Here is a 16,657-nt window from a genome sequence, read left to right on the forward strand (position 1 = left end):
TTTTCCTCACTCATTAGCTGTTAGCAGTATGATTCGAGAGTTGTTTTTCTAAATATGCCGTTAGCATTTTGCTCAACAAAGCAAATTGTTCAGGAATAGAAACCATTTCATTATCCATTAGTCGCTCAAGGATTAAGCCATCCATCAGACTAAAAATAAACCAAGCTAACACTCGGTCTTGAATGCCTAAAATATCACACACTACCTGTTCATATCGCTCTGTTGCACGTTGAAACGCATTACTACCCTGCATTTCTTTAGAGTCTTGATGCTGACAAAAATCAACTTGTAAATAAGTCCACTTAATGTAATAACCTTCGTTTTTAGCTAAAAATTTTCCTAAAGCTTCCATCCGTTCCGGCAAAGTTTGCTTTCCTTCCAACTCAGCCTTTGCCAGCAATACATCTCGTTCACATATGTCTTCTACCAATTGCTCAAATAACGCCTGTTTACTAGGAAAGTAGTGATACAACGTTCCAGTAGAAACACCTAAACCTTCAGCTATTTGGCGCATGGTAATGGCAGCATAGCCTTTCTCGGCGAATAAGTCAAAGCACTTACTGAGCAGTTCTTTGCGGTATTGGTCATGGTCAACAATCTTCGGCATCTCTCTAATTAATTTATATCGAACGCTCGTTATTTTTAACTCTACTATCGTTGCTTCTGGGTTGTCAACCTCCAAGAAAGATGTAAGCTAGAAGCACAACAGAGTATCTATAAGCGGTGCAATAGTAGCTATGCAGCAATCCAACTCTAGCTATGACCAAGATTTACTGCGACAGCTTGTGACCCTAGCTGCCATTATCGGCGCTTTTGTCGTCAACGTTGTGTCGAACATTTTTCCCTTAAATGGACTCAATATTGGCGAAATTTCTAATACTCTGTTCAAAAATGTGCAGATTATTCCTGCTAATTACGCCTTTGCTATTTGGGGATTGATTTACCTTGGTCTTTTTGCATTAGGAATCTACCAAGTTTTGCCAAACCAGAGACATGATTCCGATTTACGTAAAATAAGCTACTTGCTGGTGATTGCTTGTTTTGCCCAAAGTATCTGGGTTTATCTGTTCCTGTCCCGGCTTTTTTCACTTTCAGTGGTAGCAATGCTAGGAATTTTGCTACCCCTAATAAGTATATACGTAAGGTTAGGGATTGGCACAAATCCTGTATCTCGTATCAAGAAGTGGTGCGTTACCATTCCTATCAGTATTTATCTAGCGTGGATTAGTGTAGCAACTATTGTTAATGTGGCGTGTGCGTTGTATTTTGTCGGTTGGAATGGTTGGGGAATTTCTGCCCAAGTATGGACAGTGATTATGTTGCTAGTTGCAGCCGCAGTTGCTACATTCATGACTGTCCAGCGCCGAGACATTGCTTATACAGGAGTCACAGTTTGGGCAATGGTGGCGATCGCCATAAAACAGTGGGACAACCCAACGCTAAGAATAGTGTCTTTGGTATGTGCAGTTGCGCTTGTTTTGCTCATTTTTGTAAAAAGCTCGCGCACACAGCTTTTGAATGGTTAATACAAAATTCACACAATAATAATATATTATACTTTAATAATATTGAATACTCATATAATAAAGTTATTAATTTGGAACATCAAACCCTTGAGGAGAGGCAGAAAGGCTAAGGAGTGAAAAGCAAACCATGTAAGAGTTTTAGAGCCATTTTGCCCCTTTGGTAAAAACTCTAATACCCCTAGTTGTGGCGCTTCTTTAGTCCTACACAAAAGCCTTAAATAAAGTCAGGACAAGGTTGCAACTTTTTAATCTACCTTTAACTTAGTAACAATTCCAACGCAGCATTACCCTACCTCCCTAGTTGAGGAAATCGATGTAGCGACCAATACTTTTGTCCTTAATAAATTATTGCAGCAGAACTAGATTTCGTGTATGACTCAGCCTTCTTCTCAAAAGCCAGCGGAGCAAAAATTTAATCAGCCAAAAAATCTTCAACAGTCTCCTGTTGCTCAGCAGAAGGGACAGGAATCGAGCTTGAAAACTAAGGCAATAGCTTGGGCGCTTGGTATCAGTATGCTGCCTGTGTTGGCAGTAGGGACAGTCACTTACTACTTTGGTAGCCAGTTGACTGCTAAGCAAATTTCCCAATCTAGACAAACGAATACCACAAGTCCAGCAAAAAGTGAAGCACTAGACAGATTACTGTCACTTCTGTTAATTGAAACAGGGGTGACGGCAGTGTTGGCAGGTGCGATCGCAGCATTTTTAGCTAATCGCGCCATTCGTCCCATCCTGAACGCGACAACAGTCTCTAGTAGTATGGTGAATAGCCTACGTCAAGAGGTTGGTACTCCCGCTCCCATCAGGAGCATTGATGAGCTGGTTGTCTTAGAGAGCAACATCAGCTTAATAAAAGAACAGCTTCCGGATTTGCTATGGAAACAAGAAGCTGAAGCTGAGCGATCGCGCGTGTTGATGAACATTACCCAGCGTATTCGGCAATCGCTTAGTGAACAAGATGTCTTCAGAACGACTGTTGAAGAAGTTCGCAAAGCCTTAAGAATTGACCGCGTGGTCATCTTTCGTTTCGATTCCAAGTTGGATGGAACCTTTGTAGAAGAATCCGTAGCCCCTGGTTTGCCGAAAACATTGTGGACGACAATCTCAGACCCCTGTTTCCAGGGAGGGTATGTCGAACAATACCGAAATGGTCGTGTTCGTGCTATTGATGATATTTATAAAGCTAATCTCGGTGATTGTCATATTGGGTTGCTAGAGCGATTTGGTGTCAAGGCAAATTTGGTTGCGCCGATTATCAAGAACGACCAGCTATTCGGCTTATTAATTGCACATCAGTGTTCCGGACCACGCTTATGGCAGCGAGCTGAGATTGATTTCTGCACCCAGATAGCTACGCAAGTGGGATTTGCTCTCGACTACGCTAAACTGCTAGAACGGATAGATACGAAAGCCGATCAAGCTCAGATATTTATAGATATTACCCGCCGCATTCGGGAATCGCTCAACGAAGAGGATGTCCTTAAAACCACCGTTGAAGAAGTTCGCAAAGCACTCAGTGCTGACCGAGTCGTTGTTTATGGCTTTGACAGCGACTGGTATGGAACTGTGGTTGCAGAATCAGTTGTTCCTGGTTTTGCGAAAGCGTTGCGAGCCAAAATCAAAGACCCCTGCTTCGTAGAGGGCTATATAGAACAGTACCAAGCAGGTCGAGTTCAAGCTACTAATAACATTTATGAAGCAGGTTTAAGCGATTGTTACATTGGTCAACTCGAACCGTTTGCTGTCAAGGCAAATTTGGTAGCGCCGATTCTCAAGGATGAGCAGCTATTTGGCTTATTGATTGCACATCAGTGCTCCGGACCCCGTGATTGGCAGCAGTATGAGATTGATTTGATCAGCCAGATCGCTATGCAAGTGGGATTTGCTCTCGACCATGCGCGGCTGCTTCAGCGAATCGATGCAGAAGGTGTGCGAACTCAATTGCTTGGGGACATAACGCGCCGCATTCGCGAATCGCTCAACGAAGAAGACGTCCTCAAAACCACCGTTAATGAAGTTCGCAAAGCACTGGGCGCTGACCGAGTGGTTGTTTTTGGCTTTGACAGCGACTGGTATGGAACTGTGGTTGCAGAATCCGTTGTTCCAGGTTTTCCGAAAGCGTTGCGAGCCGAAATTAAAGACCCCTGCTTTGCAGAGAGCTATGTAGAAATGTACCAAGCGGGTCGAGTTCAAGCTACGAATAACATTTATGAAGCAGGTTTGAGCGATTGTTACATTGGTCAACTCGAACCGTTTGCTGTCAAGGCAAATTTGGTAGCGCCGATTCTCAAGGATGAGCAGCTATTTGGCTTATTGATTGCACATCAGTGCTCCGCACCGCGTGATTGGCAGCAGTATGAGATTGATTTGGTTGCCCAGATAGCTACACAAGTGGGGTTTGCTCTCGACCATGCTAGGCTTTTATACCAGGTAGAGCAGGCGTACGAAATTGCTGAAGCAGCAGAACGCGAGCAGCGTCAACAAAAAGAAGCACTCCAGCGTCAGGTGTCAGAACTGCTTACAGGTAGTGAAACAGTTGTCCAAACCCTTTCAACCGAGGCTCTTAGTCAGATGGAGTCTGTGACAAATGCCTACAATCAAATTCAAACGTTAGCTGATTCGGCTTTGAGAATGCTGATTTGTGCGCAACAAGCAGAACTGCAGGATCAGCGGCTGAGCCAGTTAGTACAGGATGGGCATGAGTCTATGAACCCGATTTTAGACAACTTCAGTGCTATCCAAACAACAATTGTGGAAGCTGCCGAAAAAGTCCAGCGTCTAGACGAACCTTCCCAAAAGCTCTCCCAGGTAGCCAACCTCATTAGTAATATTGCATCTCAACTTAAGCTGCAAGTCATGAATACAGCACTTGAAGCAAGTCGCACCCCAGAAACTGGTCAAAAATTGGCAATGCTTGCTGACAACGCACTTTCTCAAGTGCAGGAATTGAACGCGAGTATTGCAGAAGCAGAAATAGAATCACTGATTGCCCAAATTCAGACAGAAGCCAATGAAGCTATTGCTGCTATGGAGTCTGGGGCAGAACAGGTGGGAATTGGGACTGAATTGGTAAAAGAAACTCAGCTCAAGCTTAATGAAATTGCTACTATAACCGACCAAATGAAAAAACTGGTTGAGGAGCTTGCCCAAACCGCTCCAGTTCAAGCAAAAGCTTCAACCTCCGCCAGCCAATCTGTTCTGGAAGTTGCTAATATTGCCAGCAAGACTTCAGAACAAGTCATGGCAGTAGCTAAATCCTTAGACAAGCTGTCACCATTTGCACAATACCTGCAAGAGGACGGTGATTAAAGTAGTATTCCCCGCAAGACTTTATTCTGAAGCGATCGCGAGTTAAAGTTACAAAGTTACAAACTACCTATTCCCCGCAAGGGGATGGAAAGAGCAAAACGAGATACAATAGTGAGAACTCATAATTCCCAAAAGTGCTGTACTCAATACGGATATATGCTGATTTATTGGGATTTATAACTTGTCATGCCACGACGCACTCCAAAAAAGCTTAATTCCCCAGAATCTAACCTAATTTGGTCGCCCGATACAGAATTGGTCGGATTGGTATTTGAATTACTCTCCGAAGCAGATGTTTCTATTTACCCTCAGTACACCATTGGGCTGCACGCTTGGTTTCTTGACCAAGTACGTTCGTTCTCACCGGAACTATCTGCTTACCTCCACGATGGCGAGTCGGAAAAACCCTTCACCATTTCGGCGTTGGATGGAGAAATGGTGAGTAGCGGTCGGGAAGTGCAACTCAAGGCAAACACCACTTATTACTGGTATGTTACCGCTTTATCGAGTCGAGTTGTGCAGTGGCTTTTGCAGTGGGTGCAAAATTTGCCCACACAACTGAATTTGCGGGATGCACCTTTGCAAATACGCTCTTGTCAAATTGCTCATCCTGCCACAACTTATGCTCAACTCCTTAATTCTGAACATGGTGAAACAGTCACCCTAAAGTTCACTAGTCCCACAAGCTTTCGTCGCAAAGGTCATCACTTCCCCTTGCCAATGCCAACGAATGTCTTTCACAGTTACCTGCGCCGGTGGAATGACTTTTCGGGGATACCAGTTGAACAAGAGGCGTTTCTTTTTTGGGTGGATGAAAATGTGTTGATTACCCGTCACCAACTGACATCAGCGAAAGTACTAGCAGGTAAGAAGGGTGCGGTTACAGGATTTACAGGCGCGATAGAATTTGGTTTGACCAAAGAAGCATCAAAGCAACCAGACTTTTGCAAGCTGTTTTATGCTTTGGGGAAGTTAGCGCCTTACTGCGGTACTGGTCATAAAACGACGTTTGGGTTAGGTCAAACACGGTTAGGTTGGTCATCGCAAGTAGCGCCAGAAGTGCCAGACGTGCAAAGCTTGCTGGCAAGACGTGTTGAGGAACTGACAGATATTTTTAAAGCACAGCGCAAACGTACTGGTGGCGATCGCGCAGAAGAAACCGCAACGAAATGGGCAACTATATTGGCACGGCGGGAAATGGGAGAGTCGTTGCAGGTTGTGGCACAAGACTTAGAGATGCCTTATGAAACGGTGAAGACTTATGTTAAGTTAGCGCGTCGGGCTTTAAAGAATCCAGTCTCTGTTCCACCTTCACCAACTTCTTAGTGGCGGCAATGGAAAAGGCGTTTTCCAACGATAAATAAAGATGGAAGAAGTAAAAACAGACTTCTTTTTTTCTTTTATTATCTATGACCACATTGTATCTTACGGAACCAGGAACGATTGTCCGCTATCGCAACGAGTCACTAGTCATTATCAAACAGAAACAATCCCAAAATAGCCGTTTGGCAGAAGTAAGCTTAGTCATCGTTTTACCTGGCGTGCAATTAACCGATGTTGCTATTGCACAGCTACTCGACCGGGGGATTGAAACCATTTTTCTTCGCCAAGATGGTCAATTTCGCGGACGTCTGCAAGGGCACTTTTCCACTAACCCAACAATTCGTTTAGCACAGTACCGTCTTGTGGAAACCACCTTTGGTATGGCGTTGGCACAGAAATTGGTTATGGGTAAAGTTCGTAACCAACGGGTGCTGCTGCAACGGCGTAACCGTGCGACTCAAGGACAAATTGCCGAATTGACACAAGCAATTGATTTGATAGGTAATTATTCCTCTTATAAGGATGTAGGCTGAAAACCCCTTGCCTTTAGGCAGGGGATGAAAGCCACAACGTAGGCTTTAGCCTACAGTGATGTTTTCTTTTTGCGGCTCAGGTAAAGAATCAATCCATTCATCAATCATGCTGCTGATAGTTCGGTCTAACTCGGCTGACAATAAGACTAGCTTATAGTATCTGCGGTCAGTTAGTCTTACGTTTAATCTTTTAGTTTTCATATTGGCGTTGGTTGGCGTTGCATTAATGTTATCATGAATTGAGTGAAGTAAATAAAGGAGGTGATACCGCAGTGCTGGTTTTAGAGTACAAAGTTAAAGGTAAACAACAGCAGTATCGAGCTATCGATGAGGCTATTAGAACTACTCAATTCATCCGAAACAAAGCAATTCGTTACTGGATGGATGCACCCAATGGCGAAAAAGTAGACAAGATTGCTTTGAACAACTACTCAACAGCGCTGCGTAAAGAGTTTGGTTTTGTAAAAGAATTAAACTCAATGGCTTGTCAATCTGCTACTGAGAGAGCATGGTCAGCTATTGACAGGTTTTACGGTAATTGTAAATCCAAAAAGGCACTTAAGAAAGGATTTCCGCGTTTCCAAAAAGATAATCGTTCGGTTGAGTACAAGACTAGTGGATGGTCACTGCATCCCACAAAACGGCGCATCACTTTTACTGATAAAAAAGGTATTGGAGAGATCAAGTTACTAGGAAAGTGGGACATTCACACTTATCCTGTCAAATCAATCAAACGAGTTCGATTAGTTAGAAAAGCCGACGGATACTATTGCCAGTTTGCAGTTAACATTGAAGTCAAGCCTGAACAAAGAATAGGTGATGGTGAACTAGGTCTTGATGTTGGGTTGGAATATTTTTATTCTGATTCCAATGGGCATCATGAAGAAAATCCCAGGTTTCTCCGTAAAGCTGAAAAAGCCATTAAACACGCTCAACGTCAAATATATAAAAAAGAAAAAGGAAAAAACCAACGGCGTAAAGCAAGACAAAGATATGCTCGAAAGCATTTAAGAGTAAATAGGCAAAGGACAGAGCATTCCAAGAGATTGGCGCGAACCTTATGCAAAGCTAACGCTTTAGTCGCCTATGAAAATTTGAATGTGAAAGGCACGGGGTTAGAATCACTGTTTAGCTAAGTCCATTAATGATGTGGCTTGGACTCTTTTTCGTCGTTGGTTAGAATATTTTGCTGTTAAGTTAGGTACTACAGTTGTTGCGGTCAATCCTAGAATGACTTCTCAAAAGTGTTCTGATTGTGGTGCAATTGTGAAAAAATCTCTTTCAACTCGTACCCATAAGTGTAGTTGTGGATGCGAGATACAAAGAGATGTGAATGCAGCAATAAATATTCTGAATCTTGCAAAAGCTAGGGATGGGCAATCCCGAAGTAACGCTACAGGAGTCGCAACCTCTACGCTGCTTGGTGCAAACCTGGTAGAGCAAGTGGCGACGGTGAATGTAGAATCCCCTGGCTTTAAATCAAAACGAGCGACAGCGAAGTTTTGATAGCCAGGGGAGTGTCAATATCAAGGATTACGACATTGGTTTCCTACTGAGTGGAATTTTAGCGGACGCAATCGCCGTCCACCCCTAGACCCGATTAATGCACTTTTGAGTTGGGGATATGGGGTATTGTTAGCACGGGTGTTTTCTGCTTGTTTGCAGGCTGGGCTTGACCCATATCTAGGGTTTTTCCATGCTACAGAACCTTATCGCCCAAATTTAGTGCTGGATTTAATGGAAGAGTTTCGACCAGTGGTGGTAGACCAAACTGTCATTTCAATTATCCAATCACAGCTACTTTCACCAGAAGATTTCCAATCATCTCCAGATGGGGTGGGAGTGTGGTTGGGTAGTTTGGCGAAAAAATTATTTTTAGGCGAGTTAGAAAAGCAGTTCCGTAATCCAGTTTTGTATCCGCGACAAAATCGCCGTTTGAGTTTGAGCCAAATTATTTTAGAACAGGCTCGGAGTTTGGGACGCTGTTTGATGGAATTAAGTTTAGATTATGAGGCGTTTGTTATCAAATGACAAAACTTTGGTTGGTGTGCTACGACGTGGCTGATGACAAGCGCCGTACTAAATTGGCAAAGCGAATCGAACAGTCTTGTCAGCGAGTTCAGTATTCAGTTTTTGAGTGTCCGTTGGAAGACAGCATTTTAGCTTACCACCTACAAAAGCACTGGTTGCCTTTACTCAAGTTGAGTGAAGACAATCTCAGGATTTATCCGCTAGATGCAACAGCAAAGCAACAGACGCGAGTCTATGGTGGTGCGCCGCCTTACGAACCACCTGATTATTTAATTTTGTAAAGACTATGGTTTTTTCATACGTGTATGTAAATGCTGAAACTACCTCAATACCAAGCTGCTAAAGATTGTAACGGATTGTAAATATATCTGTGGTCATGACGCAGTGAGATACTAGAAGTATTAAGAAGCGAGATATTGCTTGTAAGAGAAAATGAGTTTTTTTCGTCTTGATTCGTTGGACTTTTGCAGTTAAATTAACTGTATAAGCATATTTTGGCGCGAAATGTTTCAGAAAATGAATACTGAACAATTAAATTACATATTTGTATCAGTACTCTGGCGCAACTGCACCTTGAAAACTAAATATGGTAAGAGTTTCCACAAGGTAGGGTCGTAGACTACCTTTTCCCCGCAAGGGGACGGAAACGGTTCTTGCCGTGCCCGATAGCGATTGACAGACCGCGTCGTAGACTACCTTTTCCCCGCAAGGGGACGGAAACCACTGCTTTAACGAGCTTACGGAATGGAACCCACTCAGGTCGTAGACTACCTTTTCCCCGCAAGGGGACGGAAACCTCTCCAGTCCCGAAGGGGTTTGAACGTCCTTCCAACGTCGTAGACTACCTTTTCCCCGCAAGGGGACGGAAACAACAGATTCAAGAACGCCCTGGGCCTTTGCTCTCAAGGTCGTAGACTACCTTTTCCCCGCAAGGGGACGGAAACCGACCGCTTATGACAATATCTTCGTGAGCAGCCTGTACAAGTCGTAGACTACCTTTTCCCCGCAAGGGGACGGAAACATAGAAGGGCGACTCCTAGAGAGATTCAGCTATCTCTCGGTCGTAGACTACCTTTTCCCCGCAAGGGGACGGAAACACATTTCTGTCGAACACTGTTAATTCTTCAACTAGTCGTCGTAGACTACCTATTCCCCGCAAGGGGACGGAAACCATGAATTCTGCGTTCGGGTACGGCATGGAGGAACCCCACAGTCGTAGACTACCTTTTCCCCGCAAGGGGACGGAAACACTGTATTGGTGAGGCACAGCAATGGGCACGGCGCCCATTGTCGTAGACTACCTTTTCCCCGCAAGGGGACGGAAACTTTTTATCTCGCTCTCCAGTTGGTAGACCATTGCCAGGCTAGTCGTAGACTACCTTTTCCCCGCAAGGGGACGGAAACGGCAGATCACGGAAGATAAAGACCGAGATGGCCCATCCCAGGTCGTAGACTACCTTTTCCCCGCAAGGGGACGGAAACAACATTCGTGCTTTGATTAATTGCGTTAATGCGGAAAAGTCGTAGACTACCTTTTCCCCGCAAGGGGACGGAAACGCGAGCTTCCGCGAGGAACTCTCGCACGCCAGGAATCGGGTCGTAGACTACCTTTTCCCCGCAAGGGCACGGAAACGCTTTTTGAATGCAATTTCTCCTGAACAGCGTCAAAAGTCGTAGACTACCTTTTCCCCGCAAGGGGACGGAAACTTCCTAATCTTTCCTGAGAATGAGCAATGGCTGTTTGACCATGTCGTAGACTACCTTTTCCCCGCAAGGGGACGGAAACATTGGCGCGGTTTTTAACTGAAAAATTATAAACGCGCCAGTCGTAGACTACCTTTTCCCCGCAAGGGGACGGAAACGTTAACACCTCCGGGCGCGCGCCGTCGCGCATCGCTTGGCGAATAGTCGTAGACTACCTTTTCCCCGCAAGGGGACGGAAACAGCTGGTGGTCAGCTCTACAGTAACGGGAAACCTCGCGGGTGTCGTAGCCTACCTTTTCCCTGCAAGGGGACGGAAACAGTTATTACTATTTTGGCTAATTAAGTCTTTATTCAGCTAATCCTTAAGTGCGAAAACTCGTATCCACCAGTCGCGTCAACTCTCCCCGTTCCACCTTTACCAAGTTTTCCCGCGTGGTGGCAATAGTAAGATACAAAGAAATCCCGCAATCAACCGCCGCCAATACCAAAGCAGCAGATAGAGTTTTTGTCCCACCAGTATAATCTGCGAGAATCTCATGTTCAAGTGCTTCCTGCTGGAGATGGCAAATGCACTGCTGGATTTTGAGATAGCATTCTGCTAAATCGTCTGGGTTTTGGACGAGAATCAAATCCCGTTGGGGTTGAAAGCGATCGCCCAACTCCACCTGTGTAGGAATGTTGGGTAATCTTTCGACAACTTCCGTTCCCCGGCGTACTTCACAAGGCGTTCCTTCACTGATGACTTGCGACTTGCTTCCTTTTTCACCATCGGAGGCGATGAAGATGATGCGTTCTGGTTGTAAACTGCGGATGGCGGTGACAATAGGTTGGAAGGAACCGCCGACAGTAACTAAAAGGATTTTGGGCATAAATACTGAATTATAGCGATTTGCAACTGGGTGTAATACATCAAAGAATTATGGAACCACAGATGGACACAGATGGACACAGATAAATTTGTACTTCATCCAATTGAATTCCGCTGTATTTACAATGTTCTCTCTATCTCAATTATTTCCCTTGACGCTTTTAATACTCCCGTCTTCCCTGAGAGAGACAATTTTCACCTGAACCGTCTGTCCTTCCTTAAAAACACTAGCTTTCTTAGGTTCCTTCTCAGTTAATTTAATTGTCCCCAAAATCTCATAAGTCACCTTGTTACCATTGATTTTGATGACTTTTGCTTCTAGAATTTGCTCAACCTGAAAGTTTTGCGATCGCACTACTTTGGCAATTTCTACTTGACGTGCTGATTCTACAGGGGATGGGGTGGGAATTGTAGTTTCTCCAATGGGTACGCCAGCATCTTTGTAGTAACGCATCAGGCGAGATACCCAGCCTAAAATTTGCAGTATTGTGTAACCATCCCCAACACCTTTGAGATAATCACTACAAGCTTTCTCGATACTGCGGTAATAATCTGTAGTTCTGCCACTGTGTCCAATTAGTCTGCCATTACTTACCAGGGTTTTCAGGTACTTGAAAAACCTAGAAGTGACATCTGGTTCGTTAACAATAGTACGCAGATAGGCGATCGCCTTCCCTAATTCATTCACATCTGTATCTTCTTTAACTAGGCTTTGAGCGATCGCATGGGCAATGTCCCACTGTGCATCTGTCAAGGATTCGGAGGACAATTCAACCATAGTCATCAGAAATTTGGGTAGAAACCCCGTCCTTCTAGGACGGCTTTACAAAAAACGTGGTAAAATGTGAAGTATGGAAAAAGCCTACCGCTACCGTTTTTACCCAACTATCGAGCAAGAATCTCTTTTGCGTCGAACAATTGGTTGTGTGCGGTTGGTTTTTAACAAAGCTCTGGCAGCGAGAACCGATGCTTGGTATGAAAGGCAAGAGCGTATTGATTACGCTCAAACTTCTACTTTGTTGACTGGTTGGAAGAAGGAAGATGACCTCCAGTTTTTGAATGAAGTAAGTTGTGTACCATTGCAACAAGGCTTGAGACACTTGCAATCTGCTTTCAGCAATTTCTTTGCAGGTAGGGCGAAATACCCTAACTTCAAGAAGAAACGCAATGGCGGCAGTGCAGAGTTTACCAAGTCCGCATTCAGGTGGAAGGATGGACAGGTCTATCTGGCAAAGTGTTCTGAACCATTGCCAATTAAATGGTCTAGACATCTGCCAACAGTCTGTGAACCTACAACTATCACGGTTAAGCTCGACATAGCTGGACGCTGGTTTGTCAGCTTGCGAATTGACGATCCATCTGACCAGAGTTTGCAGCCAGTTAACACTGCCGTGGGACTGGATGTTGGGATAAGTAGTCTCGTCACCCTGAGTACAGGTGAGAAGATAGCCAATCCTAAGGGATTTAACAAGCACTACCACAAACTGAGAAAGGCGCAGAAAACTCTTAGTCGTCGCCAAAAAGGTTCTCGAAATCGAGACAAAGCGAGACTTAAGGTTGCCCGCATTCAAGCCAAAATTTCTGATTCGAGAATTGACCATTTGCACAAGCTGACGACTCGACTGGTACGTGAAAACCAAACGATAGCGGTTGAGGACTTGGCTGTTAAGAACATGGTCAAAAACCTGAAACTTGCCCGTGCTATCAGTGACGCTAGTTGGGGTGAGTTCGTTAGGCAGTTGGAATACAAAACCAAGTGGTATGGTCGTACCTTGGTGAAAATTGACCGATGGTTTCCCAGTTCTAAACGCTGTGGAAGTTGCGGTCACATTCTTGATCGCTTGCCGTTGAATGTACGGGAATGGGATTGCCCCAACTGTGGGACGCACCATGACCGGGACATCAACGCAGCACAAAACATTTTGGCGGTGGGACACACCGTGACAGTCTGTGGAGCGAACATAAGACCTGATGGGCATAAGTCCAAAGGGCAGTTGCAAAATACCCGTAAGGGAAAGAAACAGAAACCTAAGTCGTGAGTCTTGGGAATCACTGCCCTTATAGGGCGGTGAGGATGTCAAAATTAGTACATTCCAGATGGGGGTTCGCGGTCGGTTGGATAGCGCAGTACGGCTGTGAGTTCCTCTAGTTGTGGTTTCTGAATCAGGCGCGAGTGGGCTGCTTGAATATTTTCTTGTATAATTTTTTGTAATTCTTCTCCTATAACTTCGTTAGATTCATTGAGATTATAAGACGAGTAGCGCTGTTGCAGGTTTTGTGCTTGTAAGATTTTTTCCACAGTGACTGTCATCGTCCCCATACCAATAGGTTTACCACCACCCACTTTCAAGGCGATGGGATGCTTGGGGTCTTGTCCTAGGACAATTAATAAAGTTCCTAACTCTTCTGGTTGCAAATTCTTGAAGTGCAGCACAGTTTTGAAAGTATACTCTCTTGCGGCTTGTTGTACGGGAATGCCAGCATTTTGCCCTTTATCAATCGCCCTGACTGTGTGGTAGTAAAATTTACGACCTGCTACTTTACCGCGAAGAAAGTATGCGCTGTCTGGTTCTGGACGAGGACGATACAGCGAAGGCATAAATCCAGTGGCGAAGCCCATACTTTCACACTTAGCATCGTTGAAATCCAGCAACCCTTGCCAATCTAATGCACCAAATACCCGACTCGCTGGACAAAGTTGTTCTTTGTTGCGACAAGGTAAGCGCTCGGTAGGATACTTATTATCCCTGACATACTTTGAGGTGACAACTGCGAGAGTGCTGTTGGTAATTGCTTCATATACAGACCGGATGCAACCTTTGAGAGAACTGCCTTGGATTGAGAGCTTTTGGTCAGCACCTTGTACCATTGTTTTAATGAGGGGAATGCGACTGCCAATGTCGCTGCCCATGACAACTACCCCAGTGGAGACGTGGAGAGATGTCTGCACTTTTAGGGTAAGATATAGAGTACCGTGTAGGCGATCGCTGAAATATTTGTGATGTCCAACGGGACGCTGTAAGTTGGGGCGTTCTTTGGGAAAGGAGACGAATTCATAAGGTTTTGGTGCAAGTTCAGGCGATGAATCCACACGGTTAGGTCGTTGAGGGCGATTTCCAGTCATGTTTACGCTACCTCCACAGTTAAAGCCACAAATTGCACAGTCGAGGTTTCATTATCAATAAAATAACGTTGAGCTAATTTGGGCTTATTGTTTTTTTCTTCTTTAATTTCTTCTTCTTTAAGTCGAATATCTAAGCTGTCGGGGAAAATTAGCTTTTTGGGAAAACGAGTTGTATCTGGACGATACCCATAAGCGGGATATCCATAGGATGGGAAAATTTGGGGATTATTAGGCTCTATTCTCCAAGCTTCTTTTTCATCCCCTGCTTTTTTAATTGTTTCTTTGACCGGGGTAAAATCATCATGCTTGTCAGCAATTGTGAGCAGCAGCACTTCATAAGTATTTTGGCGCTTGTGCTTCCACCGCAGTTCGCACTCATGATTGAACATTTGTCCCTCAATCATAGGAAAGTCAATATTTGTGGGTGGCTGTTCTACAATTCCACTAACTTTGTAAGTCCAACGTAAGAAATAGTAGCTAGGTTCAATTGCTAATTGCGCGATTAATTCTAGCAGTTGAGATACTGATAAAGGTTCTTTTTTATAACCCACAAAAGGTTTCATTTTACCCCCACCAGTAAACGACTCCAAGACTTAACGGCTCGCTCAAATAAATCATGAACTGTACCTGAGCGCCAGGTAAGTTGCACTCCAAAACCCAAATCCATTGATTGTGCAGCAACAGGGGTATCTTGACGGTCTTCTGTATACTTTTCTGTCAGGAAACCATATGATTGCGCTTCTTGAAGTTCTAAAAATTCTCCAGCACCTAAGAGGAAAGTCTTAGACCATGTTTTTTCACTACCGATAGCGCAAATTTGCTGTTCATCTTCCGATAAAATACAGCCAGGATATTGCACAACGGCTTGATTCAATTTCACTTGTACTGTACCCAAACCACGAGATTTTGCAAAACCCAAGCCAAACCAAGCATCATCTAAATCTCGCAACACTAAACCAATTAAACCTAACTGTGCAAGAGTGAAGTTTTTCAAATGAATTTTGGTGTGGAATTCGCCAGCAGTGCAAACTTGATAATTGAATGGTCCTACTGCGACAGAACCAAATACCCGATCAATTGCTACCCCATTGCGTTCTTCAATTTTTAATGGTTGAGATTTATTAGGATAAGCATCTTCAATTCTAACTCGGCTGGCGATGGAAGTATTGCCAAACATTTGAGAGATAAAGCATGATTGTTTGTATAATTCTGCCCCTGGATGAGGATGTCGCTCCTCTAACTTCTTCTTTTTTTCACGGTTTTTCCAATCTTCAAGATAAAAATTTGGATTATTCTGTTTGTCTCTTTCGTCTAATAGATTACTAGACCAAAGTTTTTGAGTATTTTCTGGTGGACGTTTTTCACTCCCTATAGTCCTGACAATTCGTTCTGCATGGGCGCGGATTGCTCCCTTTAAACTGCTTCCCGGTAAATATATAGAACGTCCGCCAGCATGATAAGTTTCTACAAATTCCATATCAGGCTTAGTTGGATCTGCTCCTTCTTTACCAGATTTGATGAGAATTGGTCCATCAGGAATGAGGCTTATATCAATCGTGCAGTGGTTAACAAATCTTTTATGCATGACTAAATTTAGTTGATAAAAATCTGGAATCTTAAGCAGCTACCAGATTGTTTAGCTGCAACTCACACTGTTGAAAGATGTAATTAACAGCCGCAAAGAGTTTATCTAGTTCCTGAATCGTGTAAAAAGTGATATTTCTAGTAAATACTTCTCCGTCTAGCTTGCCAAATTGCCAGCGATCGCCATTAGAAGTCATGCCAAATATGGTTATGGGGAGTTCAGCATTTAATCTTTGTGCAGCTATCATCTCAGCTAGACACTGTGCCCAAGCTGCTTCAAAATTGTCCTGCTTGGCTTCTACTAAAATGAAGTATGGCTTGTCAAATACTACTTTTCCTAAAGGAGAACGTTTAGCCAAAATATACTCAGGAAAACCCGATAATTTTTCGTCATAATTGAGTGATTGATGACTCCATAAAATGAAATGACTGCGGTAGCGCTTCCAAACTTCTTTCAAAACCGGGTAAATCAGATTTTCACAAATAGCAAACTCTGAGTTATCAACCACACCATCCCGCATCATTGTTTCTAAATCTTCTCGGAAGTAATCAGGTATATTAAATTCTACTTCGCCTACGAAATTAGCTTCGGTGTAGATAACTTGAAATGCTTTGAGAACTTCACCAATAGTTTTGTAGCTACTAAAAGCCATAT

Annotated in this window: 14 protein-coding genes, 2 pseudogenes and 1 CRISPR repeat array; of the genes and pseudogenes, 8 read left to right on the plus strand and 8 right to left on the minus strand. The window is 43.9% G+C overall.

Features of this window, described 5'->3' with window-relative positions; genetic code table 11:
* Positions 1–13: 13 nt before the first annotated feature.
* On the minus strand, positions 14–607 hold the full coding sequence (locus ACM0OZ_RS09410; RefSeq protein ID WP_414582530.1) for a TetR/AcrR family transcriptional regulator: 594 nt from the start codon (positions 605–607) through the stop codon (positions 14–16).
* A 130-nt stretch (positions 608–737) separates the two neighbouring features.
* On the opposite strand from ACM0OZ_RS09410, the gene ACM0OZ_RS09415 reads away from it, so the two are divergent.
* The 4 genes from ACM0OZ_RS09415 (at position 738) to cas1 (ACM0OZ_RS09430) (ending at position 6,691) form a co-directional block, all read left to right on the plus strand.
* Positions 738–1,526 carry a tryptophan-rich sensory protein gene (locus tag ACM0OZ_RS09415; RefSeq protein WP_414582531.1) on the plus strand — a complete coding sequence of 263 codons (789 nt, stop codon included), beginning with the start codon at positions 738–740 and terminating at the stop codon, positions 1,524–1,526.
* 372 nt (positions 1,527–1,898) lie between these two features.
* On the plus strand, positions 1,899–4,835 hold the full coding sequence (locus tag ACM0OZ_RS09420) for a GAF domain-containing protein (protein WP_414582532.1): 2,937 nt from the start codon (positions 1,899–1,901) through the stop codon (positions 4,833–4,835).
* A 186-nt stretch (positions 4,836–5,021) separates the two neighbouring features.
* Entirely contained in the window at positions 5,022–6,161 is a 1,140-nt protein-coding gene (gene cas6, locus ACM0OZ_RS09425) for a CRISPR-associated endoribonuclease Cas6 (protein WP_414582534.1), read from the plus strand.
* 83 nt (positions 6,162–6,244) lie between these two features.
* The gene (gene cas1, locus ACM0OZ_RS09430; protein ID WP_414582535.1) at positions 6,245–6,691 is read left to right on the plus strand and encodes a CRISPR-associated endonuclease Cas1; all 447 of its coding nucleotides are present in this window, start codon (positions 6,245–6,247) and stop codon (positions 6,689–6,691) included.
* A gap of 45 nt (positions 6,692–6,736) precedes the next feature.
* Here cas1 (ACM0OZ_RS09430) and ACM0OZ_RS09435 read toward each other — a convergent pair whose 3' ends face one another.
* Positions 6,737–6,892, minus strand: a complete 156-nt coding sequence (locus ACM0OZ_RS09435; RefSeq protein ID WP_414582536.1) for a hypothetical protein — start codon at positions 6,890–6,892, stop codon at positions 6,737–6,739.
* Positions 6,893–6,963: 71 nt separating this feature from the next.
* Here ACM0OZ_RS09435 and ACM0OZ_RS09440 point away from each other — a divergent pair.
* The 3 genes and pseudogenes from ACM0OZ_RS09440 to cas2 all read left to right on the plus strand — a co-directional run bounded on the left by ACM0OZ_RS09440 (position 6,964) and on the right by cas2 (position 9,003).
* A pseudogene (locus ACM0OZ_RS09440) lies at positions 6,964–8,197 on the plus strand (RNA-guided endonuclease InsQ/TnpB family protein).
* Between the two features lie 30 nt (positions 8,198–8,227).
* Positions 8,228–8,722, plus strand: a pseudogene (cas1, locus tag ACM0OZ_RS09445) (CRISPR-associated endonuclease Cas1); the annotation flags it as partial.
* Positions 8,719–9,003: a CRISPR-associated endonuclease Cas2 gene (cas2, locus tag ACM0OZ_RS09450; RefSeq protein WP_041035283.1), complete on the plus strand. Its 285-nt coding sequence runs from the start codon at positions 8,719–8,721 to the stop codon at positions 9,001–9,003. The pseudogene cas1 (ACM0OZ_RS09445) and the gene cas2, both read left to right, overlap by 4 nt.
* 330 nt (positions 9,004–9,333) lie before the next feature.
* A CRISPR array of direct repeats spans positions 9,334–10,744; the repeat unit is 37 nt; unit sequence GTCGTAGACTACCTTTTCCCCGCAAGGGGACGGAAAC.
* Between the two features lie 44 nt (positions 10,745–10,788).
* Here the strand turns inward: cas2 and ACM0OZ_RS09455 are convergent.
* Together ACM0OZ_RS09455 and ACM0OZ_RS09460 are read right to left on the minus strand one after the other, a co-directional pair.
* The gene (locus ACM0OZ_RS09455; protein ID WP_414582538.1) at positions 10,789–11,295 is read right to left on the minus strand and encodes a hypothetical protein; all 507 of its coding nucleotides are present in this window, start codon (positions 11,293–11,295) and stop codon (positions 10,789–10,791) included.
* 138 nt (positions 11,296–11,433) lie between these two features.
* Entirely contained in the window at positions 11,434–12,078 is a 645-nt protein-coding gene (locus tag ACM0OZ_RS09460; RefSeq protein WP_414582539.1) for a hypothetical protein, read from the minus strand.
* Between the two features lie 67 nt (positions 12,079–12,145).
* Here ACM0OZ_RS09460 and ACM0OZ_RS09465 point away from each other — a divergent pair, with 67 nt between their 5' ends.
* Positions 12,146–13,333 (plus strand): RNA-guided endonuclease InsQ/TnpB family protein, encoded by a 1,188-nt coding sequence (locus ACM0OZ_RS09465; protein ID WP_414582540.1) that lies wholly within the window; start codon positions 12,146–12,148, stop codon positions 13,331–13,333.
* Between the two features lie 44 nt (positions 13,334–13,377).
* Here ACM0OZ_RS09465 and ACM0OZ_RS09470 read toward each other — a convergent pair whose 3' ends face one another.
* Genes ACM0OZ_RS09470 through ACM0OZ_RS09485 form a run of 4 tightly spaced genes read right to left on the minus strand, consistent with a single transcriptional unit; the run spans position 13,378 to position 16,655 of the window.
* Complete coding sequence (locus ACM0OZ_RS09470; protein WP_414582541.1) at positions 13,378–14,418, minus strand: RAMP superfamily CRISPR-associated protein; 1,041 nt, start codon at positions 14,416–14,418, stop codon at positions 13,378–13,380.
* Positions 14,419–14,420: 2 nt separating this feature from the next.
* Positions 14,421–14,981, minus strand: coding sequence for a hypothetical protein (locus ACM0OZ_RS09475; RefSeq protein WP_414582542.1), 561 nt, complete (start codon positions 14,979–14,981; stop codon positions 14,421–14,423).
* The gene (locus tag ACM0OZ_RS09480; protein WP_414582543.1) at positions 14,978–16,003 is read right to left on the minus strand and encodes an RAMP superfamily CRISPR-associated protein; all 1,026 of its coding nucleotides are present in this window, start codon (positions 16,001–16,003) and stop codon (positions 14,978–14,980) included. Before ACM0OZ_RS09480 ends, ACM0OZ_RS09475 begins: the two co-directional genes overlap by 4 nt.
* Positions 16,004–16,034: 31 nt before the next feature.
* The gene (locus tag ACM0OZ_RS09485; protein WP_414582544.1) at positions 16,035–16,655 is read right to left on the minus strand and encodes a hypothetical protein; all 621 of its coding nucleotides are present in this window, start codon (positions 16,653–16,655) and stop codon (positions 16,035–16,037) included.
* Positions 16,656–16,657 lie beyond the last annotated feature (2 nt).

Origin of the sequence: Scytonema sp. PCC 10023, assembly GCF_963920835.1 — a bacterium.
GTDB lineage: Bacteria > Cyanobacteriota > Cyanobacteriia > Cyanobacteriales > Nostocaceae > Kalymmatonema.

Bases quoted from the DNA above. Each gene is read 5' to 3' on its own strand.
- ACM0OZ_RS09410 (WP_414582530.1), bottom strand. From the start codon at position 607: ATGCCGAAGATTGTTGACCATGACCAATACCGCAAAGAACTGCTCAGT.
- ACM0OZ_RS09415 (WP_414582531.1), top strand. From the start codon at position 738: ATGCAGCAATCCAACTCTAGCTATGACCAAGATTTACTGCGACAGCTT.
- ACM0OZ_RS09420 (WP_414582532.1), top strand. From the start codon at position 1,899: ATGACTCAGCCTTCTTCTCAAAAGCCAGCGGAGCAAAAATTTAATCAG.
- cas6 (WP_414582534.1), top strand. From the start codon at position 5,022: ATGCCACGACGCACTCCAAAAAAGCTTAATTCCCCAGAATCTAACCTA.
- cas1 (WP_414582535.1), top strand. From the start codon at position 6,245: ATGACCACATTGTATCTTACGGAACCAGGAACGATTGTCCGCTATCGC.
- ACM0OZ_RS09435 (WP_414582536.1), bottom strand. From the start codon at position 6,892: ATGAAAACTAAAAGATTAAACGTAAGACTAACTGACCGCAGATACTAT.
- cas2 (WP_041035283.1), top strand. From the start codon at position 8,719: ATGACAAAACTTTGGTTGGTGTGCTACGACGTGGCTGATGACAAGCGC.
- ACM0OZ_RS09455 (WP_414582538.1), bottom strand. From the start codon at position 11,295: ATGCCCAAAATCCTTTTAGTTACTGTCGGCGGTTCCTTCCAACCTATT.
- ACM0OZ_RS09460 (WP_414582539.1), bottom strand. From the start codon at position 12,078: ATGACTATGGTTGAATTGTCCTCCGAATCCTTGACAGATGCACAGTGG.
- ACM0OZ_RS09465 (WP_414582540.1), top strand. From the start codon at position 12,146: ATGGAAAAAGCCTACCGCTACCGTTTTTACCCAACTATCGAGCAAGAA.
- ACM0OZ_RS09470 (WP_414582541.1), bottom strand. From the start codon at position 14,418: ATGACTGGAAATCGCCCTCAACGACCTAACCGTGTGGATTCATCGCCT.
- ACM0OZ_RS09475 (WP_414582542.1), bottom strand. From the start codon at position 14,981: ATGAAACCTTTTGTGGGTTATAAAAAAGAACCTTTATCAGTATCTCAA.
- ACM0OZ_RS09480 (WP_414582543.1), bottom strand. From the start codon at position 16,003: ATGCATAAAAGATTTGTTAACCACTGCACGATTGATATAAGCCTCATT.
- ACM0OZ_RS09485 (WP_414582544.1), bottom strand. From the start codon at position 16,655: ATGGCTTTTAGTAGCTACAAAACTATTGGTGAAGTTCTCAAAGCATTT.